The following is a 24,674-nucleotide window of genomic DNA, read 5'->3' as shown; positions in this document are numbered from 1 at the left end:
GTGGCACGGCTGATGATCTATGCTCAGCCCGGGTGGAGAAGGTGACGGCTCGCGGCTGGTGGTTGAGGATCGTCGGCATGCCTGGGGTGGAGGCTCTCCTGGATGCGCCGGGTCAGCAGCTCTCCGCGACCGCAGTTGGGGCATTCGTAACGTGTCTGTTCGGTGTGGCCCTGACGATTCTGTTCGGCCATTAGCATCAGGGATCGGCAACGCTGGCAATACATGGTCTCTCTCCACTGATGGGAGGGCTGGCGGCCTTCCAGCCGCTGCGCTCCCGCTTTCAGGTCAGTCCCAGTTGAGTGCGCCACCGGTCTGGTACTCGGTGACAGTAGTCTCAAAGAAGTTCTTCTCCTTGCGCAGATTGGCTTGCTCGTCGAGCCAAGGCAAGGTTGCCTCGGCGCCGGGGTAGGGCTCTGACAGTCCGATCTGCCGGGCGCGTCGGTTGGCGACATAACGAAACTGTCCCATGTGGTCATCTTTACTGTAGCCGAGGATCGGATCGCGCAGGATATAACCGGCGTAGGCATCTTCCGCTGCCTCGCACTCGTCCCACATCTCACGGATCGCCTGGGGATCGGGGGCGATGTTCTCTTCCAGCATGATCTGCTTGGCGACGCGGATGCCGAAGGAGGCGTGCAGCACTTCATCGCGCATGATGTATTGCAGTTGTTCGGCTGTGCCCTTCATCAGGCCGCGGCGCTGCAGGGCAAAGATTGGCGAGAAACCGTTATAGAACCAGACCCCCTCGAAGATGCCGGCGAAAAAGAGGTAGGCCATCAGGAAGTTTTCCAGCTCATCGCGGTTGGACAGGTCCACATCGGAGCGCAGGATCGAGTGTAGACGGCGGTTGGCGATTTGGATCTTGCCGTTGATTTCCGGCACCACCCGGTAGCGGTTGTAGATCTCCCCCTGATCGAGGCCGATGGTCTCGATGCAGTGCTGGTAGGTCCAGGTGTGCAGGGCCTCCTCGTAGACCTGACGCGCCTGGTAGATCTGCAGCTCAGGTGCACTCATCTTTTCCATCACCGCCAGGCCGATGTTGCGCATCGCCAAGATGTCGGAGGTGGTCAGGTAGGAGAGCACGTTCTCGTAGATGTGGCGCTCTTCCAGGGTCAGCTTGTGGTGGTAGTCGTGAACGTCCTGGGCCATGTTGATGTCCAGCGGCGTCCAGTGGTTCTTGTTGGCGTTGAGGAAGTACTCCCAGGCCCAAGGGTATTTGAATGGCGCCAGCTGGTTGACGTCGGTGAGACCGTTGACCACCCGCTTGTCGTCCGGGTTGACCGGCTTGGTGTCAAGCGGCGCTGCGACAGGCAGGGGCGTAGCCTCGGTTTGCACTGCAGCGCGGTTGCCGAGTAGCGGGTTGGCCTCCGGATGAGGCGACTGGGTTGACTCGGCCTGAGGTGCCGGTTCGGTTGCAGGCGCGGGGGGCGTCTGTTGGCTGGCCAGTGGCGCCAGCGGGTCGTCCCAATTCAGCATATCGTGTACTCCTTTGATCTCTCTGCCCCTGCAGGCGCGGTGTTCGCAGCCTGGTCGCTGGGCTTCAGTGCGCCGCTCACGGCGCTCTACATGTCGTGTTGCCGGTGGCGTGTTATTGGCAGGCCTCGCAATCCGGGTCGAGGATCGAGCAGGCCTTGGGCGCCTCAGCCGGAGCGCCGTCGCCAAGTCGATTGACGTCACCACTGCTGCTGGCGGTGGTTTTCTCGACTGCGGTAGCGCCCATCGAGCGCAGGTAGTAGGTGGTCTTGAGGCCGCGCACCCAGGCTAGTTTGTAGAGGTTGTCGAGCTTCTTGCCCGACGGCTCGGCCATGTAGAGGTTGAGCGACTGGCCCTGGTCGATCCACTTCTGGCGGCGGGCGCCGGCCTCCACCAACCAGCGCGGGTCGATCTCGAAGGCGGTGGCGTAGAGCACCTTCAGCTCCGCCGGGACGCGCTCGATGGGCGCCAGGCTGCCGTCGTAGTATTTGAGGTCGTTGATCATCACCTCGTCCCACAGCCCCTCGCGCTTCAGGTCATGCACCAGATAGGGATTGACCACGGTGAACTCGCCGGAGAGGTTCGATTTGACGAACAGGTTTTGGTAAGTCGGCTCGATCGACTGGCTGACGCCGACGATGTTGGAGATGGTGGCAGTGGGAGCGATGGCCATGGTGTTGGAGTTGCGCATGCCCTGGGTCTTCACCTTTTCACGCAGTGCATCCCAGTCGAGGCTGCTGCTCTGGTCGATCTGCAGGTAGTCGCCACGGGCCTGCTTGAGCTGCTGCAGTGAGTCGATCGGCAACACGCCCTGGCTCCACAGCGAACCTTCATAGCTGGAGTAGCGGCCGCGTTCTGCCGCCAGCTCGGAAGAGGCCTGGATAGCATAGTAGGAGACCGCCTCCATGGAGCGGTCGGCGAAGGTCAGCGCCTGTTCCGAGGCGTAGCCGATGCGCTGTTTGTAGAGCGCGTCCTGGAACCCCATGATGCCGAGCCCCACCGGGCGGTGGCGCAGGTTGGAGTGACGCGCCTGGGGCACACTGTAGTAATTGTAGTCGATGACGTTGTCGAGCATGCGCATGGCGGTGGTGACTGTGCGCTCCAGCTTCGCTATGTCGAGGCCGTTCTCGTCGACATGGGCGGCCAGGTTCACCGAGCCTAGGTTGCAGACCGCGATTTCACTGTCGTTGGTGTGCAGGGTGATCTCGGTGCAGAGGTTGGAACTGTGTACCACGCCGGCGTGCTGGTTGGTGTAGCGGATGTTGCAGGGATCTTTGAAGGTGATCCAGGGGTGGCCGGTCTCGAACAGCATGCCGAGCATCTTGCGCCACAGATCCACCGCTTTGAGGCTGCGGAAGACTTTGATCTCGCCGCGCGCGGCCTTCTCTTCGCAGGCGGTGTAGACGGCCTCGAACTCAGCCCCGGTGAGGTCGTGCAGGTCGGGCACCTCGTTGGGGGAGAACAGGGTCCAGTCGCCTTCCTCGGCGACCCGCTTCATGAACAGATCGGGGATCCAGTTGGCGGTGTTCATGTCGTGGGTGCGACGGCGCTCGTCACCGGTGTTCTTGCGCAGCTCGAGGAAGTCCTCGATGTCGATGTGCCAGGTCTCCAGGTAGGCGCAGACTGCGCCCTTGCGCTTGCCACCCTGGTTGACGGCGACGGCGGTGTCGTTGGCCACCTTGAGGAACGGCACCACGCCCTGGCTCTTGCCGTTGGTGCCCTTGATGTGGGCGCCGAGGCCGCGCACCCGGCTCCAGTCGTTGCCCAGGCCGCCGGCGAACTTGGAGAGCAGGGCGTTGTCCTTGATCGCCGAGTAGATGCCGTCCAAGTCGTCCGAGATGGTGGTCAGGTAGCAGCTGGAGAGCTGTGGCCGTAGGGTGGCTGCGTTGAACAGGGTCGGCGTGGAGCTCATGAAGTCAAAGGATGAGAGCAGATTGTAGAATTCGATGGCGCGGCCTTCGCGATCGATCTCGTTGATCGCCAGCCCCATTGCCACGCGCATGAAGAAGGCCTGTGGCAGCTCGAAGCGGGTGCCCTCTTCCGTGTGGATGAAGTAGCGGTCGTAGAGGGTCTGCAGCCCCAGATAGTTGAACTGCAGGTCGCGCTCGGGTTTGATCGCATCGGTAATGCGCTGCAGGTCGTACTGCTGCAGGCGGCTGTCGAGCAGCTCCAGTTTGACGGCGCGTTTGACGTAGGCTTTGAAATAGTCGGCATAGTGTTTGCCCATCTCGGCCTGGGTCTGCACTGGGTTGTCGAGGTCGAGGTCGAGGAAGCTGAGGGCCTCGCGGCGCAGGATATCCAGCAGCAGTCGCGCTGAGACCTGGGAGTAGTTGGGCTCCTGGTCGATCAGGGTACGGGCGCTCATCACCAGCGCCTGGGAAATGTCGTTCTCGGTGACGCCGTCGAATAGGTTGCGGCAGGTGGCGTCGAGCACCCGCTGGGCGTCGACCTGGTCGAGGCCATTGCAGGCCTCAGCGAGCAGGGTCTTCAGGCGGGCGATGTCGAGGGGACGCTTGGAGCCATCCGCCAGGGTCACCATCACCTGGTGCTCGGGTTGTTCTCCCTCGACCTCGGCGCGGAGGGCGGCCTCTTCAGCACGCTTCTGCGCCTGCTGCTCGCGATAGAGTACGTAGGCGCGGGCCACCTTGTGCTCGCCGGAGCGCATCAAGACGAGTTCAACCTGGTCCTGGATGTCTTCTATATGCACGGTGCCGCCGGCGGGCAGGCGGCGGGTGAGGGCCTTGACCACCTGTTCGGTGACCTGCTCGACCGCATTGTGGATGCGGCTGGAGGCGGCGGCACTGCCGCCCTCCACAGCGAGGAACGCCTTGGTGATGGCAACCGAGATTTTGCTGGCGTCGAAGTGGGTGACTTTGCCGTTGCGGCGGATCACCTGCAGGTTACCCTGGGTGTCGTCGATAGCATCCGGGCTGAAACTGCTGGCAGTTAGCGGGGGGATAGATGCGTCTGCAAAATTCTCTGGGGTCGCTTCGATTGCCATGTCTCCTCCGGACTCAATCTTCTGTGGCTGTGCGCAACGATGCTCTGAAGCCGGGTGGCTTGGGTTGCGGTACAGGCTGTCAATGATTCGCAGCAGGCATTGGTGCGGCTCCGGTACTCCACTTCCCGTTCGCAGGGAGGTTGCCGGGGGGGGGGCTGTGTTGATTTTGTGCCCTGTCCGCAGAATCTGGTGTGCCGCTCAGCTGCTGAAGCACAATATATACGCATATTTCTTGCTGTCAAACACAATATGTTGTGTATGGAAGGGTGATAACTGGTGTGCAGATTGTGGGCGAGCTGTGGATAAGTAAGGTGGGATTTGCTGCATTTTTAGTAAAAACACAGGCTTAGCTTGCTGTTTAACGGCTGCTGTAGATGCTGCTGTGGGGTGAGGGTGGGTGGTGTCGAACGAAGAGGTAAATTCCTGTGACCCACTGCGGTTTTTCTGTGCCTTGTGGAAGCAAAAAAATGAAATGCATGTAGGGTTAACGAGGTCGGCCGTAAATAGAAAAAAGGAGCTGTTGCCCGCTTGGGTGAGGAGATGGTGAGGTTATGCGTTCAGTACTTTATGTTAGTGATCAGTTGGCTTCTGAAGTCTATCTGCGTCGATGCCTGGACGGAGCGCATCTCTCCCTGGCCGCTGCTGTTCGTACCAATACGGATCTGTTGACCTGGGTGGCCAGACTAAATCCCGATTTTCTGCTGGTGGATGTGGATGCTCCGACTCCACGTCTGCTTGACGCTTTGGAGACACTGGTCGAGCTGGCATCCCTGCCGGTTGTGATGTTGTCCCGAAACGGGGACCGGCACTTGCTGCAGCGTGCCGAGGTGGCGGGGGTTGCCGGGGTGGAGCCCGGGTCGCTGGATTCTGTCGATCTTGCTTGTCTTGTGGCCTCAGCCTCTGAAGTATTTGCGCAAAGACAGTTGTCAGCCAGACGTCAGCCATAATCCCATTTTGTATTTGTGATTTGAGGCAGCATGCCTGCCTCACCGTTCGTTTCGGGTGTAATGCACTTGAGTTTGATGGGGTGTTTGCATATCAGAGAATAAGAGTATGCTGCGGTGTTTATGCTGCTTACCTAAAGGTTGGAAATACTATCCGGATTGCGTATGGTTTGTCCCATGGGGAAACCCGAGAGAACAATCAAGCGTATGAGGAGGAGTTATTTTCAATGTTAGTACGCGACATAATGACAAATGCGCCTAAGACTGTGAGCCCCGATGCGAAGTTGTTGGAGGTGGTCTCACTGATGTGCCTGTTTCGTTTTAGTGGCCTGCCTGTTGTGGAGGATGGGAAGGTGAAGGGGATCGTAGCGGAGAAGGATGTGCTGCACCGCATGTTCCCGGGCCTGGAGGATTTCAAGGACGGTATGGTCGCTCCTGATTACGACAGTATGCTGACTCAATACAAAGATGTGGTGACTCTGAAGGTCGCAGATGTGATGACTTCGCGGGTTATTACGGTTGATCCTGATATGCATATCCTGAAGGCAGCTACTGTTATGATACGGCACAAGTTTCGCCGGATTCCGGTTGCAGAGGATGGTGAGTTGCTCGGTATGCTGAGTTTGGGGGATATCCACAAAGCGATCTTTCAGTACAATATTTCGAGCAACATGTGCGGCACTTCATAGGAATAAACTGGAGCAGGTTGCTGCTTCAGGCATAAAAAAACGGCGATTTCCGCCGTTTTTTTATGCCTGATCATTCCAGGTGCGGAAGAATACTCTTCCGCACCTGTGGTTTTGAATTTGAACTATATGCTCAGAATTCGCCGGTCGCTCCAGCAACCATTACGTCCAACATTGCCTGGTTAACGCGGATTGCAATTTCTGTCAGTTCAGGCGGCAGCATCTGACTGTTGATCAGCATGTCGAGGTTTAACATCATCAGCCATAGTTGTCCTTGCTTGTCTTCAACCATGGCGATGCGGCAGGGCATATAGGCTGCGTAGATCGGGTCATGCATGATCATCTTCCGGGCATCTTCAGGGTTACAGAACTGGAAGATGTCGAGGTAGGGGGTCTTCAGTCCGCGGGCTTGCAACTCTTTGGATACTTGCTGGCGGGACACAAACTTCAGATTGATCTCTGCTGCACGCGACATGAGTGCCTGGATGGCATCTTCTCGCGGAACCTTGACGCTCATCTGAACTACGGTTTGTTTGATGTCGGTGATGTTGATCTGGGGATCATTGTTGTCAGCAGCATATGCAGGTAGCAAAAGAATTGCTGACAACGCAAGGGTGAACCAGAGGGTTTTGATCGTATTCATAGATTTCTCCGAAATGGGGGCGCCTTCAACGCATCATGAACTGTAGTGTTATGCCTTATTTTTTATTGTTTGGAGCCAATGACGAGATGTAGGCGAGGATGCTTTCGACCTGTCGGTCGTCAAACTCATCGAAGGTATCATCTTCTGGGTCATCGTCATGCACACGCTGTTTCCACTGGAACATCTTTATCTGCCGGAACAGGTACTGGGAGTACTGCAGCGCCAGAGCAGGGATGCTTTTTCGGGATTTGCCCATGCCGTTCTTGCGGTGGCAGCTCTTACACTCTTCGTTGTAGATAGCCTTGCCCGCATCAATAGCACCGGGCCATAGGGGGATTTCCGCCAGCCTGGGAGCGATAGTCTCAAGGTTGATGCTTGCATAGTAAGCGGAGATATCGTCAATATCATCTTCGCTCAAGGACCTGAGTGAGGAGGTAATGACCATTCGAGGGTTGAGGCGATCGCCCCTGATATAGGCCTCTATCTGCTTGGTCATGTAACCGGCTGGCGTACCGGCTAGACGGGGGGAAGCGGGGCCTGGGGTGCCTTGGCCGTAGATACCATGGCAGAGGGCGCAGCTGCGGCTGAGCTTTTTGCCATTTTCAAGGTCAATCGCCTGTGACGTTAACGGCAGAGTAAGCAAGATCGTTAGTAATAACCGTTTCATTGGAAGCCTCCTGGTTAACGGTCGAATTGCGCAAGTAGCAGCCCTGATAGGGGGGGGCTGCTTTGTTTGGAATGGCCCCGGCATGGTTGCGGAAGGCCATGCCTCCACCTCCAGGCGAATTTCTTCCCCCCAGCCAAGAGCGTGGTCTCTGCTGGCGGAGAAAAATGGCAATATTTTTTTCAATTTGTGTGCCGGTCCCTGCGGCTGATTGTTTTGATCCGACAAGGACGCGGGCATTGTGACAAAAGCATTGATGCGATTCAATTTTCTTTAAATTTCAAAAAATTAGCAGTTTAATGGGTTCTAATTGTTGGGTGATCATCAAAAAAATTGTGCTGTTTATGCCCCTTAATATATATTGCCCGACCGGCAGTTAACCGATATTCTGCTCCCCATCGTATGATCGTGCGCGGTCCCGGTTATGTTCTTAGCCATGGGTTCTTCCTTTTGTTGGGGGGCATCCTCTGATTGGGGCCTGGCAAGCAGGTTGGTGAGGTTTAGATGAACAAGTATTTAGCGGGTGTAGTTGCGTTTGCTTGCATGTTCGGGCTGTCTAACGTGTGGGCGAGTCCAGCAGAAGAGGCGATGAAAGAGTATGATCAGGCGCTCTCGCGGACGCCGAATCTCGAAAATGGCAAAAAGGTTTACAAAATCTGCGCTGTGTGTCACACGCCGGAAGGCTGGGGGCGGGTTGACGGCACCTACCCACAACTTGCAGGGCAACTGAATACAGTGATCATCAAACAGCTGGCTGATATCCGCGCCAGAAATCGTGACAATCCTACTATGCGGCCTTTTACCTCTTCGCGCCTACTTGGAGGTGTGCAAGAGATTGCAGATGTTGCAGCCTATATTGCACAACTTCCGATGACGCCAACTAATGGCCGGGGGTCGGGGATGGACCTGGAGCACGGCGAAAAGCTTTACGTAGATAACTGCGTGGAATGTCATAGCGAGCATGGCGAGGGAAATAGAAAAGAGCACATCCCAATGATTCAGGGGCAGCACTACCGCTATTTGATGCGACAATTTGAATGGATCAGAACCGGTCGTCGCCGTAATGCTGATTCCAGTATGGTAAAACAGATTCGGCGCTTCACTGCGCGTGATGTGGCTGCTGTGATGGATTATGTCTCTAGGTTGGTTCCTCCACCAGGCAAACTGGCTGAACAGGGTTGGGTGAACCCTGACTTCCCCAGCTATTCAAGGGCGAATCTTCCCCGTGATCGAGGCAACCAGATGCCACTTCCAGGAGTGCCTCCACGTTATAGGCCAGGCCAGTATCGCTAACCGAAGAAAGCGATTGGAATGGCCAGCGGGGCATCGGTTCTGCTGCAGAGTACAGACAAAGCCCTTGCCGCCAGGCAGGGGCTTTTTTATGGGGCCTGGAAGAACTGCTTTCGAAAGACCAACTGTTACGCAAGATATGTTGCCATATCGCTTTTTCTGCCTCATGTATGCTTAAGTTCGATGTCTCTATTGTGATATCAAGCAGTCTATCGTCGGAGCGCAAGTCGAGCAGGCTGCTCCCGGTATAATTCCTGGGATGTGTCATTACGCAGAGCGGGGCGCTAGTTCCACTTTTTTGTTCGTATCGACTATCCTCTAATTCGGTGGCAGTACAGCTGTGTGGAAATGCTTTGGAGACGAGATGCTTCAGAAGGTGCTCTTTGTTGATGATGAACCCCAGGTACTGGCAAGTCTGCAGCGAGCGCTTCGCCGCGAACCCTTTGAAATAGTTGTGGCCGGCTCAGCGCAAGAGGCGTTGGCAATCTTGGAGCGTGAGACTGTGGATGTGGTGGTTTCTGATGAAGAGATGCCTGGTATGTCTGGCTCTGAACTGCTAGCCGAAATCTATCGACTTTACCCAGACACGGTAAGGATGATTTTGACCGGCAAGGCGAGTCTGGAAGGAGCGATCAAGGCCATAAATGAGGGGCAGATCAGCAGGTTTTTTACCAAGCCTGCGAATACAATCGATTTGGTTGTGACTATTCGACAGGCGTTGCAGCAAAAGGCGCTGATGTGTGAGAGTCGCCGATTACTCAGGGCGGCGAGAGATCAATCCTCCCTGCTCGAAGAGCTGGAGCGAAGGCAGCCTGGAATCAGCGCTATTCAGAGGGATACTGCGGGAAGAATCCTTATTGAGGAGGAGCAGGGAGACTTCAACTCGCTGATTCAAGAGATTCAGCAGCAGGTAAAAAAATCGGAGCGGGCTCTCTCCCTGCGAAAAAGGAAGTGAGTGGTCGAGCAGGGAAGGCTGCTATCTGCTGCTGGGCGGCAATTTAGTAGAATAGGTCAAGTTGAGGCTGGTTTTCGTTGGGCGTCATGTGCTTTTGGATTTAAGCAGGTCGAAATAAAAAACCGGGGCGTTGGCCCCGGTTAGAAGTTTTATCTCATCCTGTGAGGGTAATCTTCTCCGCCATCCTTGGCGAATGCGCGATCATCCGTGTCAGCCTAGCAGGCTAACCGCGTACATGATCTTACCCAAAGATGTCGTTTGTGATGTTCTGGAACCAGCTATAGGCATACTGAACCTCGCGCTTGCGAGTCTCGGCGCTGGCATCCTTTGCGGTCAGGCCACCGGATACTTTGGTGATCTTGGAGCCGTCCTCGGCCAGACGATAGACCGCCGCCACGGAGATGCCATAGTCCTTGCCTACAATTGAGTAGCAGGTGTTGACGTAGGCCGGAGTGCCGGGCTCTTGACCGCTCAGCAGGGCGGCTACAGAAGCAGCACAGACCTTGGCTTCGGAGTTGGCGGCATAGCCGGATTTCGGCATACCTTTTGCGATCGAAGCATCACCAATCACGTGGATGTTCTTGTGAATGGTGGACTCGAAGGTGTGCAGGTTGATCGGACACCAGTCACCCTTAGTCAGGCCGGCTGCAAAGGCGATCTTGCCCGCTTTCTGTGCAGGAATCACGTTCAGCACGTCCGCCGTCACCTCGTTGAAACCGGTGGTCACGGTGCGGGTCTTGGCGTTGACGCTCTTCAGCACGTTGTCGTCAGAGCCCTTGGGTGTGCCCTGCCAATCGATCATGGAGTCCGCAGTGCCATAGCCGTAGAGATCCTTCCAGCCCTGTACGAACAGGCCCATCTTGGAGAACTTCGGTTTTGGATCCAGGATGATGATCTTGGACTTGGGCTTCTTACGCTTCAGGTAATCAGCGATCTGAGAGGCACGCTCGTAGGGCCCAGGTGGGCAACGGAAGGGATTCGGCGGCGGGCAGATGGCAACGGTGCCACCGTCCTTCATCGCTTCCAACTGCTTGCGCAGGGTGACGGTCTGGGAGCCTGCCTTCCAAGCGTGGGGGATATCTTCGGCGACCTTGGCGTCATAACCTTCAATACTCTCCCACTTGAAGTCGATGCCTGGGGCGACGATGCAGCGGTCGTAGCTGAAACTCTTACCACCCTTGGTCTTGACGACGCGGGCGCCGGCATCGATGCCGATGACGATGTCGTTGACCACATTAACGCCGTGCTTGGCCAATCCAGTGTAGCCGAAACGGATTGAGTCAATGGTGCGGTTGCCACCCAGCACCTCGTTGGACATGTAGCAGGTGTAGTAGTTTTTGTTGGCCTCGATCAGCGTCACGTCGATGCTGGAGTCAGCCATCTTCAGGTACTTGGCTGCAGTGGCGCCAGCGGTGCCGCCGCCAACCACTACTACTTTTTTGCTAGCGCCCAGTGCGAGTGTGGGCGCTCCAATAATGCCAACTGCAGTGGCAGCACCTGCACCTTTGACAAAATTTCTACGGGTAATCTTCATGTTCAAAACTCCCCCTTATTTCTGGCTGGCGTAGAAATTGACCAAGGCCTCAATGCCCTTGTCGCCTTCTTTCTTCAGCATCTTGTTAAGCTTCTTTTTCATCTTTTTGGGTGCTTCGCGATCACCCGCCTTGTAGTCTGCCAGCGACCATTTCAGGTACATGGCGAGCTGACCAGCAAGTACACCGGAGTCATCTTCAGCGGAGGAACCGCCTTCGGCATGGCACTTTTCGCAATATTTGTCATGTAGCTTGGCACCTTTCTTGGCCAGAGTTGCGTCGTACTTTTGTTCTGCGCCGACAAAAGGCTTCTTGCCAAAATAACTGGCCATCTGCTTAAACTCGTCGTCAGAGTAGCCTTTGGCAATGCGGGCCATGATGGTGGTGGGGATATCGCCACTCTTGAAACCTTGCATTGCCTCAACAAAGTACTCGGTGGAGAGTCCCGCAATGCTCGGGGTGGCAGGGCCGGCGCTTGCGCCATTGGTGCCGTGACAACCTGCGCAGGTGTTGGCCAGCATGCTGTCGCTTGCGCCCATCATAAGGGGCTTTTTATCAGCTGCGAAAGCCATTGAGGAAGCGCTGATAGCCAGCGCGCCAATCAGGGCCTTCTTGAGGGTGGTGTATGCCATGTTACCTCCTTTGGATTTTGAACAGGCTTACGTGGTAACGGAGGGATCAGTATCCCTCAAGGGTGTGTTGGTCCTCTTTTTAGAGGGTTCCAACATTACGCACACGTCGGATGAATAGCGGCACTCGCCAACAGCTTGAACACTCCATCCGTCCGTATATTGCTCTTCTAACGGCAACAAAGCCGTAACGCGCGGCCGCTCTAGCGTCGCGCAGGCTTCGCCTCATAGGTTTCTGTTTATTATTATTTCCCAGGATCTAGCGTTACGGCTAAAGCCTTAGATCCTTTGTTAACGGCCTTACTTCGCCTGGCTAAGCAGAGCCAGGATCTGTTTCATTCGTTTCTTTGTTGCGATGCTGATGGCAGTTCTGCCATCTCTGTCTTTTAGATTTTTGTCTGCACCTTTTTGTAACAACAGCTTGACCATGTCCGGGGAGCCACTGCTAACGGCTTCCATCAGTGGTGTGATGCCATCGCTATCAGCTGAATTAATGTCAGCGCCGCTCTCGAGAAGGAGTTGCGTGGTCTGGATATGACCCTGCCCCACTGCCCATGTAAGCGCTGTGGCGCCATCCCGATCTTTTTTGTCGATGCTGGCGCCGTGGGTGAGGAGTTCTTTGACTACCTCGGTATTGCCCCGGTCGGCTGCCAGAATTAGGGCGGTCGATCCATTCTTGTCCTGGGAGTCGATATCAGCGCCATTTTTTGCCAGTATCGCAACAGTTTCTACATGGTCCTTTTCGGCCGCCATCATCAGGGCGTTTTTGCCGTATTTGTCCGATGCTTTGGGGTCGGCCCCTTTGTAAAGCAGCTGCTCCACCATGTCGGTTATGCCGTAGCGGGCTGCTATCATCAGTGAGTCCCAACCGGCGCGTGTGCGGTCATGCAGATTTGCGCCACGTTCGAGAAGAAAAGCGGTGATTGCCGGGTGCCCATTCTCAGCGGCAAATGTCAGGGCTGTACAACCCTCTGTGGTGCGAAAGTTGACTTTGGCGCCGCGGCTGAGAAGAAGCACTATGGTGTCCATATTGCCATTCTCTACTGCCATCATGAGGGCGGTTTTGCCTTTAATGTTGGCAGCATCGACGGCAACTCCCTCATCTAGGAGCTGCTCCATGGCTTCGATATCATCAATGATGGCGGCCTGTCGCAACTCCCGTTCTTTCTCTTTGTCACCCGCAAAGACCTGGGATGACAAGAGAAGACTCAACAGCAGGGCCGGGATTTTGGTTCTTTTCATTGATTTTCCGTAGCGCTTCTGGGATCAGGAGTCTTCTCTCGCCTCTGTCTCGTCGGGCTCATCAGGTTCCTCATGAGCAATGCCTTTGTGACAGTCGATGCAGGTTTTACCCTGGTCCATGGCTCTGGAGTGGCGTTTCCGCGCACTGCGATCTTGTTCACTGAAGTCCATCTGGGTGAAGTCGTGGCAGGTGCGGCATTCACGGGAATCCGAGTTACGCATCTTTTCCCAGACGCGATTCGCCATATCCCAGCGATGTGCCTCGTATTTCTCCTTAGTGTCGATAGTACCCATTATCTCATGGTAGACATCTTTGGCTGCCATGACCTTTGCGATCATTTTTGGCACGAACACTTTGGGTACATGGCAGTCGGAACATGTGGCTCGCACACCTGAGGCATTTTTGTAGTGGACAGTCTCTTTGTACTCTTCCAGATTGACTTTCATGGTGTGGCAGCTGGTACAGAAATCCATCTCATTGGTGAGCGCCAGTCCGACATTGAACAGACCGGCAAAAATTACACCGCCAAGGAAAATTACAGCGATGAAAATGATGGACGCTTTACCGCCAGTTCCTCTACCGGAAGCGACAAATGACATATTCCACACCCTCTTTCTTAGTATGAGTCGGTGCATGAACGGGTAATTGGCGGATACCAAACGAACAACCGACATCGGCCCGGATGAAAAGCATCTCTCAGGCGGAACAACGCAGGGCCGGATGTTACGGCAACTCGGTTCCCGATGTAAAGCTAAAAAGCGGCTCAGAAGCATATGAATTTATTAGATAAAACTGATATTCGTCACTTTTCGGCCCAGCTATTTTTTCTGTGGATCAAGGTTCTTTCCAACTGGCCGACTACTTTTTAGGAAGCAGAGAATGAGGAGTATTGGGCGATGAAAAAACTTGGAGCTTTGGTGTTTGTCCTGATATGCGGGGTTGGTGCAGCTGGTAGGTTGCTTGCAGGGAGTGAAGTGCCTTTCCCTGCCGACTGGAGGAGTTGGAACGCTGTCTCTACTCCGCTGACTGCCATTGGTGCTCTGCCGGGGTGTGATGCCGATGTGAGTGCTCTGCCTCCGATCTATCAGGAAACGGTCGAGACATATTGTGCGGTTCGCCCTCAAGGCCCCGGTGCTGTAGCTGTTTTGGTGAGGCCTGACTCTGTTGCTGCATACAAATTAAGAAATGGTGGGATGGGGGATGGTGCCAACATGATTCTCCACTTGAAGGAGTTGCAGCTTTTGTTTGTCTCAGGGCATAAAGCTGGCGCCGTCAGCTACGGTGTTTTTAAGGAAGACGGAAGCGATGTGACTGATGCCAACCCGGATGCACCATTGGGCGTAAACACCTGCCGCGTGTGTCACAGTGGGTATGAGGCGTTTTGTGTTCAGGGGCAGTGCGGGACTCATAAGTAGCCGGTAAGCAAAGAACCACTACCCCGTTGATTTGTTGGAGTAGTGTTCTGAACAACAGGTGGGGCCATGCCGATCAAAAAAGCCAAACAGCGATACCACAGTTTGGGTTCTACCATCCTGTTGGGGATTTTGGGGACAGGGCTGGCAACTCTGCTGACATTCAGCTTCGTGCTCTATAAAGTCCAAACGGATGCCGATGAAGTTAGACTGCGGGAGACTGCCGAAGCGGTGCTACAGCCGATCATTGGCCTGGCGACTCGGGCAGTCAATGGCAGCAATGTGATGAAGCTGCGGGGGCGTGATGCCCAGTTTCTCTATGCCAGTTCAGGCCTCAAATATCTGGCAATAGTCGGTACCTCCAAAGGTGCCCCAAAATCTGCCTTTGGTGAGGCCCGCCCGCCCTCTCCGGTCGCATACACCTTTATTGGAAATGGCGTGGATGGGGAGGCAATGAAGCGGCTGGCTGCCAATGTTCAGCAGACGCTAATAGATGAAGAAGGCTGGAACTATGTGGTTCGCCGTACCCTACCGGATGTAACAAACGGAGGCGAAATCCTGGCGGTGTTCTCCGCACAAAGCCTCCAGGGCTCGGTCTGGCGCACAGTGAAGCAGGTTGCTGTGGTTGCGTTTGTGGTGATGGGCCTGACCTTGGGGGTGGGGATCCTTATCGGTCGCTGGATCTCAAGGCCTATTGTGGCAACCTCAAAAAGGATCAAGGCGATCAGTGATTCACTGGATCTGTCGGCGCGTGTAGAAGTTGCCAGTCAGGCAGAAGTGGGTGAGATGGCCGAAGCATTTAACAATCTGCTCAACAAGATGCAGGAGATTATTCATCATGTAGAGAGCTCTGTTGCTGAGTTGAGCCGCTCGGCAGAGCAGCTTTCACAGACCACCAGCTCCTCAAATCATCGCACGATTGAACAGGAGGGGCAGACCCGGCAGGTTGTGGTGGCGATGAACGAGATGGCGGTGGTGGTGGAGCATGTCGCCGAGAATGCTTCTCATGCTGCAGGTGCGGCGAAGGATGCCAATGACAAGGCGGCAGAAGGTCAAACGGTGGTTGAGGAGACTATCGGGGCGATTAATGGCTTGGCAGAAAGTGTTGAAATGACCCTTGCTGTCGTCCGTCAGTTGGGCAAAGAGAGCGATAATATCGGTGGCGTATTGGAAGTCATCCATGGGATTGCCGAACAGACTAATCTGCTTGCCTTGAATGCGGCGATCGAAGCGGCCAGGGCGGGTGAGAGTGGTCGTGGGTTTGCCGTGGTGGCAGATGAAGTGCGCACCCTGGCCGGCCGAACAGCTCAGTCGACCCAGGAGATCCAGGCAATGATTGAGCGTCTGCAAGCCGGTGCTGGAGGGGCGATTCGCGCCATCGAGAATGGCAGTGAGCGGGCGGCTAAAAGTGTGGCCCAGGCGAGTGAAGCTGGTATCACCCTGCAAGCGATCGCTGATGCCGTCGCCACGATTACAAGCATGAATAATGAGATTGCCAATAGCTCGCTTGAGCATGCCGCGGCGGCAGAAGAGATCAATAAAAATATCTCACGCATCAGTGAGTTGACCGAGTTGGCGACAGAGGATTCCAGCGAGACGGCGGCGGCTGCGGAAAGTCTTGCGGCGCTGTCAGATCAACTCAAGGTGATGGTGGGTCAGTTTAAAACCTGAAACATTAGTCGCGGAGAAATGGGTTGTGCAGCCGCTCCTCACCAAAGGTCGATTCGGGACCGTGCCCTGGAACAAATCGACAGTCGTCCCCCAGCGGCCAGAGTCGCTCACGGATTGAGCGAATCAGGGTAGCATAGTCGCTGCGTGGAAAATCGGTACGGCCGATTGAGCCCTGAAAGATCACATCACCCACCAGTGCCAGCTTGGATGGAGCATGGTAGAAGGTCAGATGACCTGGCGTATGGCCGGGGGTGTGGATCACCTCAAGCTGCTCATCTCCCACAGTGACCCGATCGCCCTGTTCAAGCCAACGCTCTGGCGTAAACGTCTCTACCTGGGGAAAACCAAATATTTCGGCCTGTTGTGGCATGTTTTCGAGCCAGAATCGGTCCTCCTGGTGAGGCCCTTCGATAACCACCCCCAGTGCCTTGGCGAGTGCCGCGGCTCCACCAGCATGGTCGATATGGCCATGGGTGATGAGAATCCGCTCCGGTATCAGCTCCTGACTTTCTATGGCCGCAATGATCTTGCCGATCTCACCGCCAGGGTCGACAATGGCGCATTTCCGGCTTCTCTCACACCAAAGCAGGCTGCAATTTTGCTGAAAGCTAGTGACTGGGATGATCTGATATCGCATCAGACTACTCGCTGCAGCAGTTTTTCCAATTGCCGTTTCGATTTGGCTCCCAGCGCCACTTCGGATACCACATTGTTGAGTACCAGGATGGTTGTTGGAGTGGCTCGGATGCTGAATGCCTGCGCCAGCTTCGGCTCTTTGCTGACATTGACTTTGCGAATGTTCGGGTAGTGTTCAGACAGCTCGTCGATCAGCGGCGACATGCTTTTGCAGGGGCCGCAATGGTCGCTGTAAAAATAGAGCAGCCGCGAGGCAGGTTCCCCAGTTTCTGCCTCTACCTGTTGTCCCACCAGCTTGCGGGCTGAATGGTAGGTCAGCAGGGTCATCAACAGTAGGGCACCGGCGATTGTGCCGATGATGATTGACCAAGACATGCGGTTTACCCTCTCGCAGCAGTGGAGTCACACTTGTTCGACACATTCCAGAGCAATCTGTCATCAATTTCAACCTGCCGGTAAGCTGGCCGCTACTATTGGCAGGCGCTGTTGCATCGCCGGCCTGTTTTTTTAGCCCAGGAAGACTCTCCTCTGGTGGCTAATGATAAGCGTGCGGAAACCGCTGCTGAAGGAAAAAAATGGAACAGTACACACTAATCGCAATCTTGGGAGGGCTGTTGGTCTTGGCGCTCTTCCTGTCCGGAATCGTCCAACGTCACCAACAGGCAGTGGAGGCAAAACGAATCAAGATCCAGCGCCTTCTGCGTGGTGTCGACCTGGTGGAAAATATTCTGTTTCGTCTGCAAGGCTGTCATCTGCCAAATGAGGTGGAGCGGTTGCTGCGGGAGGACCTGCTTGCCCGCTATCGGGCGGTGAAAAAAGTCGAGCCAAAATATGAGGGCATAGATGAATTGCTCGAAATGACCGAGCAGGCACTTGCTACCCTGGGTGATGCAGCAAAAGCTGACGAGATCACAGATAAATTCCATCTGCAGAAGTTGACGAGCGTTATCAACGAGCTGATCGACTTTATAAAACAGGGCGGTCTGCTGACGCCGATCACGGCAGAAGCAGTTCGCGACCTGGTGGACCTGATCGGCACCCGTCGGGCGGAATGTCTCGCCACATTTCATATGCAGAAGGCCCGGGAGTTGCAATTGGAGGGTGATATCCATGCAGCACTGGGGCACTGCAGCGCCATCAAGGATTATCTGAACCGCAACGGGCCGGTCAATGAGCGGGTTAAAGCCCTCTTCAGGGAGGCAGAGGCGCTTCGGAAAGCACTCAGTGAAGGCGAAACGGTGCTGGAGAGGGAGTCAGCTTCAGACAGTGGTGGTGATTAGCCGGGATGCAATTCAACGCTCTGGATCGAACCCATCGGGTACTACGTCGGTCGGCATGGGGATGCGGTGCTCCTCATCGAACCATTCACCCAAGTCGATCAGGCGACAGCGTTCACTGCAGAAGGGGCGCCAACGCGACGAAGCTTCCCAGGTTACCGGGAGACCGCAGGTGGGGCATTTAACTGTTCGCTTCTCTGTTGCGCTCATCTTCGTCAAAGAATACAGCTGGTGAATTGAAACCTGACGTCTTCGCTCGCCTGGATCGGACGTCCTGACTCGACGGGTTCGAGGAAACGGATATTGAAGCGGTTCTTGTTGCCTGACACTTCGACAAACAGCGGCGTCTCCCTGGGCAGCCCGATGCGCACCATCTGTGCAGGGGTTTGCGAATCGAGGGTCTTCAGATAGAGACCGCTCTTGGCGATCTCCCAACTGGGGTGGCTGCTGTTGCGCACCAGTTCGAGCAGCAGGATGATCGCTTTGCGGACGGGCGCCAGCTCCTGCAGCCAATTCTCCATCTGGCGCTGGCGGACCTCATGGGGCTGATTCAGCCAGTGGTGAAACTGCGGTAAATCGAAGCTGCAGTTACCGCCGGGGATGCTGGTTCGTTGAGCGATGGCGCTGAGGAACTCGTTTTTCTTTAGCTTGTGGGCAATCTGCCCCTCCAGCCGATAGACTTGATGGATCGACTGCTCCAAGCGTTCCAGCACCGCTCCCAGTGCCTCTATGTCGACATCTGGCTGGCGGCGGATTCGCTCAAGGCTGGTGGAGTGGCGCTCCAGCTCCTTGAGGATCTCGGTCTTCAGGTCGGAGCGGGCGAAGATGGCGGTGACGTCGAGCAGCGTGTAGATGGCTGCACGGCTACTCCAGATGTCCGTCATGGGCACAAAGTGATCGATCTGCAGCAGCAGATGTTCCAGGCGCAAAAAAATGCGAATCCTTTCGTTCAGCGGATGTTCGTAAACGACGAGATCGGCCACGTTGCTTTTGATTTGTGATGGTAGGAAGAGACAATTGTCCACTATTTATCCGGGTGAGGCAAAAGGAATAAGAGGGCCTGCTTCACACCTCAGCTGCAACCACGAGCAGGGAAGGGGAAGCCGTCAAACAGTGGTCCTGGCTTCTGTCATTTTCCTAAAAAACGCCGGGGCCGCTGCGGAAGCTGTCGAGGATATGCACATAATTAGCCCGCTCAAACTCCGCAGGGTGCGGTACGCTGATCTGACTGACACGTCCGCGTACCTCGTCGATCGAGTCGAAACCCTTTTCTTCCATCCATGCCTTGATGCCGGTGAGCACCTGACCCAAGGCGCTGGGCCCCTGTTCCAGCAGCAGGCTACAGATGTGTACCACGTCGGCCCCGGCAAGCAGCAGTTTGATGGCATCTTCAGCGGTGTGCACGCCGCCTGTGGCACCTAGGGAGAGGGTGGTTCGGCCATGCAGGATGGCGATCCAGCGCATCGTCAGCAGCGATTCTGCTGAGACTGAGGTGTGCAGGCTGGAGACCAGGCGCAGATTGTCGATATTGATGTCTGGTTGGTAGAAGCGGTTGAACAGGGCGACCCCTGATGCGCCGGCGTCCTCCAGCTGTTTGGCCATGTTGGCCACCGAACTGAAGGCCGGTGAGAGCTTCATGTTGATCGGGATCGTGACCTGCTGGCGCAGATCCTTCAGCAGTTCCAGGTAGCGCTGTTCGATCTCGCTGCCCGGGGTGTTCAGGTCCGCTGCCACGAAATAGACGTTGAGTTCCAGGGCATCGGCCCTGCCTGTTCCATCTCGGTGGCGTGCTCGATCCAGCCGCCGGGGGTGATGCCGTTAAGACTAGCGATCACCGGGATCTCCAGGGTCTCCTTCAGAGCACGCAGGTTTTCCAGGTAGAGATCCTGGCCGTTGGAGAAGTCGTAGTGATCGGGCAGAAAGCTGTCGGCCTCACTGAAACCGGTGTCCTGGTGGTGCAGAAAACGCACCATCACCTCCTCCTCTGCAGTTACCGCCTCCTCGAACAGGGAGTACATGATCAGCGCCGAGGCGCCAGCATCCTCGAGCCGCCTGGCATCGTCAATGCTGCGCGACAGGGGCGAGGCGGAGGGCACCAGCGGATTCTTCAACTGCATGCCGAGATAGTTGGTGGTCAGATCCATTTCAAACTCCTGTGCTGTAAACGCAGAGGCCGCGGAGGTGCAGAGTACGTTGAGGATTTATCAGTTTCGGTCAATAGGTGCCTTCCGCAGGAAGAGACTCCGCGTACTTTGCGTCTTTGCGAGTCCTGCATTTTCATCCCAATTCATTCAGAGGATTGTTCCGGTCTCTCTTCCATATTAGCCATTGCGAGCTGGGCCAGCTGTTCGTAGAGGAAGAAGCGCGTCTTGACCTGCTTCTGGGCGCTGCGCAGGAAGCGCTCGGCTGCCTCCGGGTGGGTGCGCGTGAGCACGCTGAAACGGGCCTCGGTGGCGGTGAAATCCCGGTAGGGGATCGACGGCGCCTTGGAGTCCATGTGCAGCGGGTTCTCGCCCTGCTCCGCCTTGCGTGGATCGTAGCGAAATAGTGGCCAGTGGCCGGAGGCCACTGCCAGATCCTGCTGGCGGATGTTGTGGGAGAGGTCTACGCCGTGGGCGATGCAGGGGGAGTAGCAGATGAGCAGCGAGGGCCCGTCGTAGGACTCCGCTTCGAGGAAGGCCTTTAGGGTCTGCACATCCTTGGCGCCGAAGGCGACCTGGCCCACGTAGACGTTGCCGTAGGCCATGGCCATCATCGCCAGATCCTTCTTCGGCGTGGCCTTGCCGCCGGCGGAGAACTTGGCCACCGCGCCCAGTGGGGTTGCCTTGGAGGTCTGGCCGCCGGTGTTGGAGTAGACCTCGGTATCGAGCAGCAGGATGTTGACGTTGCGTCCGGTGGAGAGCACATGGTCGAGACCGCCGTAGCCGATGTCGTAGGCCCAGCCGTCACCGCCCACCAGCCAGACGCTCTTTTTCACCAGGGTGTCGGCGATCCCCTCTAGACTGCGGGCCTCCCGCTTGTCGATACGCTTCAGTTTCTCCTTCAACGCCTTGACCCGGTCGCGCTGCTCGAAGATCCCCGCCTCGCTGTGCTGGTCGGCACCTAGCAGGCCGTCCACCAGTTTGTCGCCGATCTCGCCGCGTAGGGTCTGTAGCAGCTCCCGAGCTTGTTCCGCCTGCTTGTCGATGGCCACCCGCATGCCCAGGCCGAACTCTGCGTTGTCTTCAAACAGGGAGTTGTTCCAGGCCGGGCCGCGCCCATCCGGATTGGTGGTGTAGGGCGTGGTGGGCAGGTTGCCGCCGTAGATCGATGAGCAGCCGGTGGCGTTGGCGATCAGCATGCGGTCGCCAAACAGCTGGGTGGCGAGTTTCACATAGGGGGTCTCGCCGCAGCCGACGCAGGCGCCGGAGAATTCGAACAGGGGTTGCATCACCATCGCCCCCTTGAGGGTGTTCTGGCGCAGCTGGCTGCGGTCAAATTCCGGCAGCCCAAGGAAGAAGGCCCAGTTGGCCCGCTCTTGTTCTTGATAGGCCGGGTCGTCGACCATGTTGAGGGCCTTGCGGTTGGGGTTCTGACGGTCGCGGATCGGGCAGATCTCCACGCAGAGGCCGCAGCCGGTGCAGTCGTCCGGGGCCACCTGGTAGGTGATGCGCAGCCCCTTCTCGAAGCCGCCGCCCTTGACCGGGGCGCTGCGGAAGCTGGCCGGGGCGTCGGCCAGGTCCGCCTCGCGGAACACCTTGGAGCGGATCGCCGCATGCGGGCAGACCAGCGGACACTTGCCGCAGTGGGTGCAGAGGTCGATCTCCAGCTTTGGCCACTGCAGGCCGATGTTGCGCTTTTCGTGGGCGGCGGTGCCCAGGGGCCAGGTGCCGTCCGCCGGGATCGCACTGACCGGGATGGTGTCGCCCTGGCCGGCGATGATCTTTGCCGTGACCGACTGTACAAAGGCTGGGGCATACGCCGGTACCGGTGCTCGGCGTTCGAGGTGACTGCTTATTTCGTCTGGTACTTCGACTTGGTGCAGGCCGGCCAGGGCGGCGTCGATGGCGGCGTAGTTGCGTTCCAGGAGTCTCTTCCCCTTGCGTCCGTAGGTCTTTTTCACCGCCTGTTTGATCAGCGCGATCGCCTTGGTCTTGTCGATGATACCGGTGATGGCGAAGAAACAGGTCTGCATGATGGTGTTGATGCGTCGCCCCATGCCGGTCTGGTCGGCGATGCGGTAGGCGTCGATGACGTAGAACGCGAGCCGCTTGTCGATCATCTGCAGCTGCATCGGGCGGGGCAGGGTATTCCAGACTTTGGCCGGATCGGTGGGTGAGTTGAGCAGGAAGGTTGCCCCCGGCGCTGCCTTGTCGAGCATCTCATAGCGATCGAGGAAGATCGGCTGGTGGCAGGCGACGAAGCTCGCCTCGTTGTCGCCGATCAGGTAGGTGGAGGCGATGGGCCGGGGCCCGAAGCGCAGGTGGGAGACGGTGACCGCGCCGGACTTCTTGGAGTCGTACTGGAAGTAGCCTTGGGCGAAATTATCGGTCTGCTCGCCGATGATCTTGATCGAGTTCTTGTTGGCGGAGACGGTGCCGTCGGCCCCCAGGCCGTAGAAGACGCAGGCGGTGACCCCTTCTGCGGCATCGGGGCGGAAGGCCGGCTCCCAGCCGAGGCTGGTGTGGGTCACATCGTCGATGATGCCCACGGTGAAGGGGTGTTTGGGCTGATCCTGCGCCAGCTCGTCGAAGATCCCCTTGACCATTGCCGGGGTGAACTCCTTGGAGGAGAGGCCGTAGCGGCCGCCACTGATGCGGGGCATGGTGTCGAGGGCGCCGCGGCTGAAGGCCTGGGCGAAGGCGCTGGCCACATCCTTGTAGAGGGGCTCGCCGTCGGCGCCCGGCTCTTTGCAGCGGTCGAGCACGGCGATCTTCTGCACGCTGGTGGGGATCGCCTCGAGCATCTTGTCGGCAGCGAAGGGGCGGAACAGCCGCACCTTCAGCAGGCCGACCTTTTCTCCCCGCTTGGTTAGGTGCCTCACCGTCTCTTCGGCGGCGCCGATGCCCGAGCCCATCAGCATGATCAGCCGCTCGGGGTTCTCTGCGCCGATATATTCGAACAGGCGGTAGTGGCGGCCGGTGAGTTCGCCAAAGCGGTCCATCCATCTCTGGATGATCTCAGGCAGCGCCTGATAGTAGGGGTTGACCGTCTCCCGGCCCTGGAAGTAAACATCCGGGTTCTGCGAGGTGCCGCGGATCACTGGGTGATCCGGGGTCAGGGCCCGGGCGCGATGGGCGCTGACCAGTTCTTCGTCGATCATTGCGCGCACGCTTTCGTCGCTCGGCAGCTCGATCTTGTTCACCTCGTGGGAGGTGCGGAAGCCGTCGAAGAAGTGGAGGAAGGGGATGCGCCCCTCTAGAGTGGCGGCCTGGGTGATCAGGGCGAAGTCCGCTGTCTCCTGCACGCTGGCGGAGCAGAGCATGGCGTAGCCGGTGGCACGCGCCGCCATCACATCGCTGTGGTCGCCGAAGATCGAGAGGGCCTGGGCCGCCAGAGAGCGGGCTGAGACGTGCAGCACCGTGGGGGTCAGCTCGCCGGCGATCTTGTACATGTTGGGGATCATCAGCAGCAAGCCCTGGGAGGCGGTGAAGGAGGTCGAAAGCGACCCTGCCTGCAGGGCACCGTGGATCGCCCCGGCAGCGCCTCCTTCACTCTGCATCTCCACCACGTCGGGCACTGTGCCCCAGATGTTTTTGATGCCCCGGGCCGACCACTCGTCTGACCACTCGCCCATCGGGGAGGCGGGGGTGATGGGGTAGATGGCGATAACTTCGTTGGTGAGGTGAGCGATATGGGCGGCGGCCTCGTTGCCGTCGATGATGACCATCTTGTTTGACATCTATGGATTCCCTGACGCAGTGGGTGAAGCTAGCTTCCTGAAAAGGTATAGCATCTATTCTGGACCTTGGTGAATGGATCGCCGATGACCGAAATCAACCTAAATCGCCCCGCATTTAGATGAACGCCGTTCACAAATCGATCTGTCGGGACCAGGCACTATTTCATACTGTCTGCACCCCAGATAGAGGCGCAGGCACCTTGCGCGGATGCGTTTTTTCATAGCGTGTTTTGCAGAGGCTTGGGAAATAATTCAAACACGAGGATCGATATGATGTACCACAAGGCTTTGAGTGGAGTATTGGCCGGATCACTGGCGCTGATGGCGGGTTGTGCGAGTCAGCCGGATGAGGTGTCGGCGGCCTATGTCTCTCCGGTAAAATATATGAACTACGATTGCGAACAGATCACCTTCGAGATGGATTATGTCTCCAAGCGGACGATCAATCTCTACAGCAAATTGAAGGATAAGGCCGATTCTGATGCGGTGCAGATGGGTGTTGGCCTGGTCTTGTTCTGGCCGGCACTGTTGTTTCTGGAAGGTGGTGATGGCCCCGAAGCCGTTGAGTACGCCAATCTGAAGGGTGAGTTTGAGGCGCTGCGTTCAACCGCCCGTGAGAAACACTGTTCGATGGCTTCGTTGCCACCACCGCCGGAAGAGATCATCCAGAAGCGGGTGGAAGAAGAGAAAGCCTCGCAACAGCAGCAGAACAGTATCGACATTTAGTACGACCTGTT

Annotated in this window: 21 protein-coding genes and 2 pseudogenes; 9 read left to right on the top strand and 14 right to left on the bottom strand. The window is 56.8% G+C overall.

Annotation, left to right across the window (positions count from 1 at the left end; all coding sequences use genetic code 11):
* Positions 1–194: hypothetical protein (locus RIFP1SYM_RS18075; protein WP_240992075.1), on the top strand; the 194-nt coding region annotated here is incomplete at its 5' end.
* 91 nt (positions 195–285) lie between these two features.
* Here RIFP1SYM_RS18075 and RIFP1SYM_RS09655 read toward each other — a convergent pair.
* Both RIFP1SYM_RS09655 and RIFP1SYM_RS09650 read right to left on the bottom strand, forming a co-directional pair.
* Positions 286–1,476, bottom strand: coding sequence for a ribonucleotide-diphosphate reductase subunit beta (locus RIFP1SYM_RS09655; RefSeq protein ID WP_006475629.1), 1,191 nt, complete (start codon positions 1,474–1,476; stop codon positions 286–288).
* A 112-nt stretch (positions 1,477–1,588) separates the two neighbouring features.
* Positions 1,589–4,378 (bottom strand): annotated as a pseudogene (locus RIFP1SYM_RS09650) (ribonucleoside-diphosphate reductase subunit alpha); the annotation flags it as partial.
* Positions 4,379–5,025: 647 nt separating this feature from the next.
* Between RIFP1SYM_RS09650 and RIFP1SYM_RS09645 the strand changes: the two are divergent.
* Positions 5,026–5,421, top strand: coding sequence for an ANTAR domain-containing protein (locus RIFP1SYM_RS09645; protein ID WP_039960203.1), 396 nt, complete (start codon positions 5,026–5,028; stop codon positions 5,419–5,421).
* A 224-nt stretch (positions 5,422–5,645) separates the two neighbouring features.
* Positions 5,646–6,107, top strand: a complete 462-nt coding sequence (locus RIFP1SYM_RS09640; protein ID WP_039960201.1) for a CBS domain-containing protein — start codon at positions 5,646–5,648, stop codon at positions 6,105–6,107.
* Positions 6,108–6,237: 130 nt separating this feature from the next.
* Here the strand turns inward: RIFP1SYM_RS09640 and RIFP1SYM_RS09635 are convergent, their stop codons facing one another.
* Positions 6,238–6,747, bottom strand: coding sequence for a DUF302 domain-containing protein (locus tag RIFP1SYM_RS09635; RefSeq protein ID WP_005963135.1), 510 nt, complete (start codon positions 6,745–6,747; stop codon positions 6,238–6,240).
* A 55-nt stretch (positions 6,748–6,802) separates the two neighbouring features.
* On the bottom strand, positions 6,803–7,414 hold the full coding sequence (locus tag RIFP1SYM_RS09630; protein ID WP_039960199.1) for a c-type cytochrome: 612 nt from the start codon (positions 7,412–7,414) through the stop codon (positions 6,803–6,805).
* A gap of 501 nt (positions 7,415–7,915) precedes the next feature.
* Here RIFP1SYM_RS09630 and RIFP1SYM_RS09625 point away from each other — a divergent pair.
* Together RIFP1SYM_RS09625 and RIFP1SYM_RS09620 are read left to right on the top strand one after the other, a co-directional pair.
* Positions 7,916–8,704 carry a c-type cytochrome gene (locus tag RIFP1SYM_RS09625; RefSeq protein ID WP_005963131.1) on the top strand — a complete coding sequence of 263 codons (789 nt, stop codon included), beginning with the start codon at positions 7,916–7,918 and terminating at the stop codon, positions 8,702–8,704.
* Positions 8,705–9,065: 361 nt separating this feature from the next.
* Positions 9,066–9,656, top strand: coding sequence for a response regulator (locus tag RIFP1SYM_RS09620; protein ID WP_006475482.1), 591 nt, complete (start codon positions 9,066–9,068; stop codon positions 9,654–9,656).
* Between the two features lie 241 nt (positions 9,657–9,897).
* On the opposite strand, the gene RIFP1SYM_RS09615 is transcribed toward RIFP1SYM_RS09620, so the two are convergent.
* The 4 genes from RIFP1SYM_RS09615 to RIFP1SYM_RS09600 form a co-directional block, all read right to left on the bottom strand.
* Positions 9,898–11,190 (bottom strand): FCSD flavin-binding domain-containing protein, encoded by a 1,293-nt coding sequence (locus tag RIFP1SYM_RS09615; protein WP_039960198.1) that lies wholly within the window; start codon positions 11,188–11,190, stop codon positions 9,898–9,900.
* A gap of 15 nt (positions 11,191–11,205) precedes the next feature.
* Complete coding sequence (locus tag RIFP1SYM_RS09610; RefSeq protein WP_005963126.1) at positions 11,206–11,820, bottom strand: c-type cytochrome; 615 nt, start codon at positions 11,818–11,820, stop codon at positions 11,206–11,208.
* A 297-nt stretch (positions 11,821–12,117) separates the two neighbouring features.
* A complete protein-coding gene (locus RIFP1SYM_RS09605; protein WP_005963124.1) occupies positions 12,118–13,059 on the bottom strand; it encodes an ankyrin repeat domain-containing protein in 942 nt (313 codons plus the stop codon).
* A 24-nt stretch (positions 13,060–13,083) separates the two neighbouring features.
* Positions 13,084–13,659 carry a NapC/NirT family cytochrome c gene (locus tag RIFP1SYM_RS09600; RefSeq protein ID WP_006475486.1) on the bottom strand — a complete coding sequence of 192 codons (576 nt, stop codon included), beginning with the start codon at positions 13,657–13,659 and terminating at the stop codon, positions 13,084–13,086.
* A 297-nt stretch (positions 13,660–13,956) separates the two neighbouring features.
* On the opposite strand from RIFP1SYM_RS09600, the gene RIFP1SYM_RS09595 reads away from it, so the two are divergent.
* Complete coding sequence (locus RIFP1SYM_RS09595; RefSeq protein WP_039960196.1) at positions 13,957–14,475, top strand: hypothetical protein; 519 nt, start codon at positions 13,957–13,959, stop codon at positions 14,473–14,475.
* A gap of 450 nt (positions 14,476–14,925) precedes the next feature.
* Complete coding sequence (locus tag RIFP1SYM_RS09590) at positions 14,926–16,143, top strand: methyl-accepting chemotaxis protein (protein WP_240992074.1); 1,218 nt, start codon at positions 14,926–14,928, stop codon at positions 16,141–16,143.
* Between the two features lie 4 nt (positions 16,144–16,147).
* Here the strand turns inward: RIFP1SYM_RS09590 and RIFP1SYM_RS09585 are convergent, their stop codons facing one another.
* Together RIFP1SYM_RS09585 and RIFP1SYM_RS09580 are read right to left on the bottom strand one after the other, a co-directional pair.
* Entirely contained in the window at positions 16,148–16,780 is a 633-nt protein-coding gene (locus RIFP1SYM_RS09585) for an MBL fold metallo-hydrolase (protein ID WP_005963117.1), read from the bottom strand.
* The gene (locus RIFP1SYM_RS09580; RefSeq protein WP_005963115.1) at positions 16,780–17,154 is read right to left on the bottom strand and encodes a thioredoxin family protein; all 375 of its coding nucleotides are present in this window, start codon (positions 17,152–17,154) and stop codon (positions 16,780–16,782) included. Before RIFP1SYM_RS09580 ends, RIFP1SYM_RS09585 begins: the two co-directional genes overlap by 1 nt.
* A gap of 200 nt (positions 17,155–17,354) precedes the next feature.
* Here RIFP1SYM_RS09580 and RIFP1SYM_RS09575 point away from each other — a divergent pair, with 200 nt between their 5' ends.
* Positions 17,355–18,059, top strand: a complete 705-nt coding sequence (locus RIFP1SYM_RS09575) for a hypothetical protein (RefSeq protein ID WP_005963113.1) — start codon at positions 17,355–17,357, stop codon at positions 18,057–18,059.
* A gap of 12 nt (positions 18,060–18,071) precedes the next feature.
* Here RIFP1SYM_RS09575 and yacG read toward each other — a convergent pair whose 3' ends face one another.
* From yacG to nifJ, 4 genes and pseudogenes are all read right to left on the bottom strand, one after another.
* Positions 18,072–18,266, bottom strand: a complete 195-nt coding sequence (yacG, locus tag RIFP1SYM_RS16965; protein ID WP_081417735.1) for a DNA gyrase inhibitor YacG — start codon at positions 18,264–18,266, stop codon at positions 18,072–18,074.
* A gap of 5 nt (positions 18,267–18,271) precedes the next feature.
* Complete coding sequence (zapD, locus tag RIFP1SYM_RS09570; RefSeq protein WP_006475490.1) at positions 18,272–19,039, bottom strand: cell division protein ZapD; 768 nt, start codon at positions 19,037–19,039, stop codon at positions 18,272–18,274.
* Between the two features lie 154 nt (positions 19,040–19,193).
* Positions 19,194–20,200: pseudogene (locus RIFP1SYM_RS09565) on the bottom strand (dihydroorotate dehydrogenase-like protein).
* Positions 20,201–20,343: 143 nt separating this feature from the next.
* Positions 20,344–23,937, bottom strand: coding sequence for a pyruvate:ferredoxin (flavodoxin) oxidoreductase (nifJ, locus tag RIFP1SYM_RS09560; RefSeq protein WP_005963105.1), 3,594 nt, complete (start codon positions 23,935–23,937; stop codon positions 20,344–20,346).
* A gap of 270 nt (positions 23,938–24,207) precedes the next feature.
* On the opposite strand from nifJ, the gene RIFP1SYM_RS09555 reads away from it, so the two are divergent.
* Positions 24,208–24,663 (top strand): metal ABC transporter ATP-binding protein, encoded by a 456-nt coding sequence (locus RIFP1SYM_RS09555; protein WP_240992073.1) that lies wholly within the window; start codon positions 24,208–24,210, stop codon positions 24,661–24,663.
* Positions 24,664–24,674 lie beyond the last annotated feature (11 nt).

It is taken from the genome of endosymbiont of Riftia pachyptila (vent Ph05) (genome assembly GCF_000224455.1).
GTDB classification, from domain to species: Bacteria; Pseudomonadota; Gammaproteobacteria; order Chromatiales; family Chromatiaceae; genus Endoriftia; species Endoriftia persephonae.
The sequence above is the reverse complement of the archived record's forward strand: the minus strand, read 5'-3'. Positions and strand labels throughout refer to the sequence as shown.

What these genes read in the sequence shown, in the direction of transcription:
- RIFP1SYM_RS09655 (WP_006475629.1), bottom strand. Translation starts at nt 1,476, where the DNA reads ATGCTGAATTGGGACGACCCGCTGGCGCCACTGGCCAGCCAACAGACG.
- RIFP1SYM_RS09645 (WP_039960203.1), top strand. Translation starts at nt 5,026, where the DNA reads ATGCGTTCAGTACTTTATGTTAGTGATCAGTTGGCTTCTGAAGTCTAT.
- RIFP1SYM_RS09640 (WP_039960201.1), top strand. Translation starts at nt 5,646, where the DNA reads ATGTTAGTACGCGACATAATGACAAATGCGCCTAAGACTGTGAGCCCC.
- RIFP1SYM_RS09635 (WP_005963135.1), bottom strand. Translation starts at nt 6,747, where the DNA reads ATGAATACGATCAAAACCCTCTGGTTCACCCTTGCGTTGTCAGCAATT.
- RIFP1SYM_RS09630 (WP_039960199.1), bottom strand. Translation starts at nt 7,414, where the DNA reads ATGAAACGGTTATTACTAACGATCTTGCTTACTCTGCCGTTAACGTCA.
- RIFP1SYM_RS09625 (WP_005963131.1), top strand. Translation starts at nt 7,916, where the DNA reads ATGAACAAGTATTTAGCGGGTGTAGTTGCGTTTGCTTGCATGTTCGGG.
- RIFP1SYM_RS09620 (WP_006475482.1), top strand. Translation starts at nt 9,066, where the DNA reads ATGCTTCAGAAGGTGCTCTTTGTTGATGATGAACCCCAGGTACTGGCA.
- RIFP1SYM_RS09615 (WP_039960198.1), bottom strand. Translation starts at nt 11,190, where the DNA reads ATGAAGATTACCCGTAGAAATTTTGTCAAAGGTGCAGGTGCTGCCACT.
- RIFP1SYM_RS09610 (WP_005963126.1), bottom strand. Translation starts at nt 11,820, where the DNA reads ATGGCATACACCACCCTCAAGAAGGCCCTGATTGGCGCGCTGGCTATC.
- RIFP1SYM_RS09605 (WP_005963124.1), bottom strand. Translation starts at nt 13,059, where the DNA reads ATGAAAAGAACCAAAATCCCGGCCCTGCTGTTGAGTCTTCTCTTGTCA.
- RIFP1SYM_RS09600 (WP_006475486.1), bottom strand. Translation starts at nt 13,659, where the DNA reads ATGTCATTTGTCGCTTCCGGTAGAGGAACTGGCGGTAAAGCGTCCATC.
- RIFP1SYM_RS09595 (WP_039960196.1), top strand. Translation starts at nt 13,957, where the DNA reads ATGAAAAAACTTGGAGCTTTGGTGTTTGTCCTGATATGCGGGGTTGGT.
- RIFP1SYM_RS09590 (WP_240992074.1), top strand. Translation starts at nt 14,926, where the DNA reads ATGAAGCGGCTGGCTGCCAATGTTCAGCAGACGCTAATAGATGAAGAA.
- RIFP1SYM_RS09585 (WP_005963117.1), bottom strand. Translation starts at nt 16,780, where the DNA reads ATGCGATATCAGATCATCCCAGTCACTAGCTTTCAGCAAAATTGCAGC.
- RIFP1SYM_RS09580 (WP_005963115.1), bottom strand. Translation starts at nt 17,154, where the DNA reads ATGTCTTGGTCAATCATCATCGGCACAATCGCCGGTGCCCTACTGTTG.
- RIFP1SYM_RS09575 (WP_005963113.1), top strand. Translation starts at nt 17,355, where the DNA reads ATGGAACAGTACACACTAATCGCAATCTTGGGAGGGCTGTTGGTCTTG.
- yacG (WP_081417735.1), bottom strand. Translation starts at nt 18,266, where the DNA reads ATGAGCGCAACAGAGAAGCGAACAGTTAAATGCCCCACCTGCGGTCTC.
- nifJ (WP_005963105.1), bottom strand. Translation starts at nt 23,937, where the DNA reads ATGTCAAACAAGATGGTCATCATCGACGGCAACGAGGCCGCCGCCCAT.
- RIFP1SYM_RS09555 (WP_240992073.1), top strand. Translation starts at nt 24,208, where the DNA reads ATGATGTACCACAAGGCTTTGAGTGGAGTATTGGCCGGATCACTGGCG.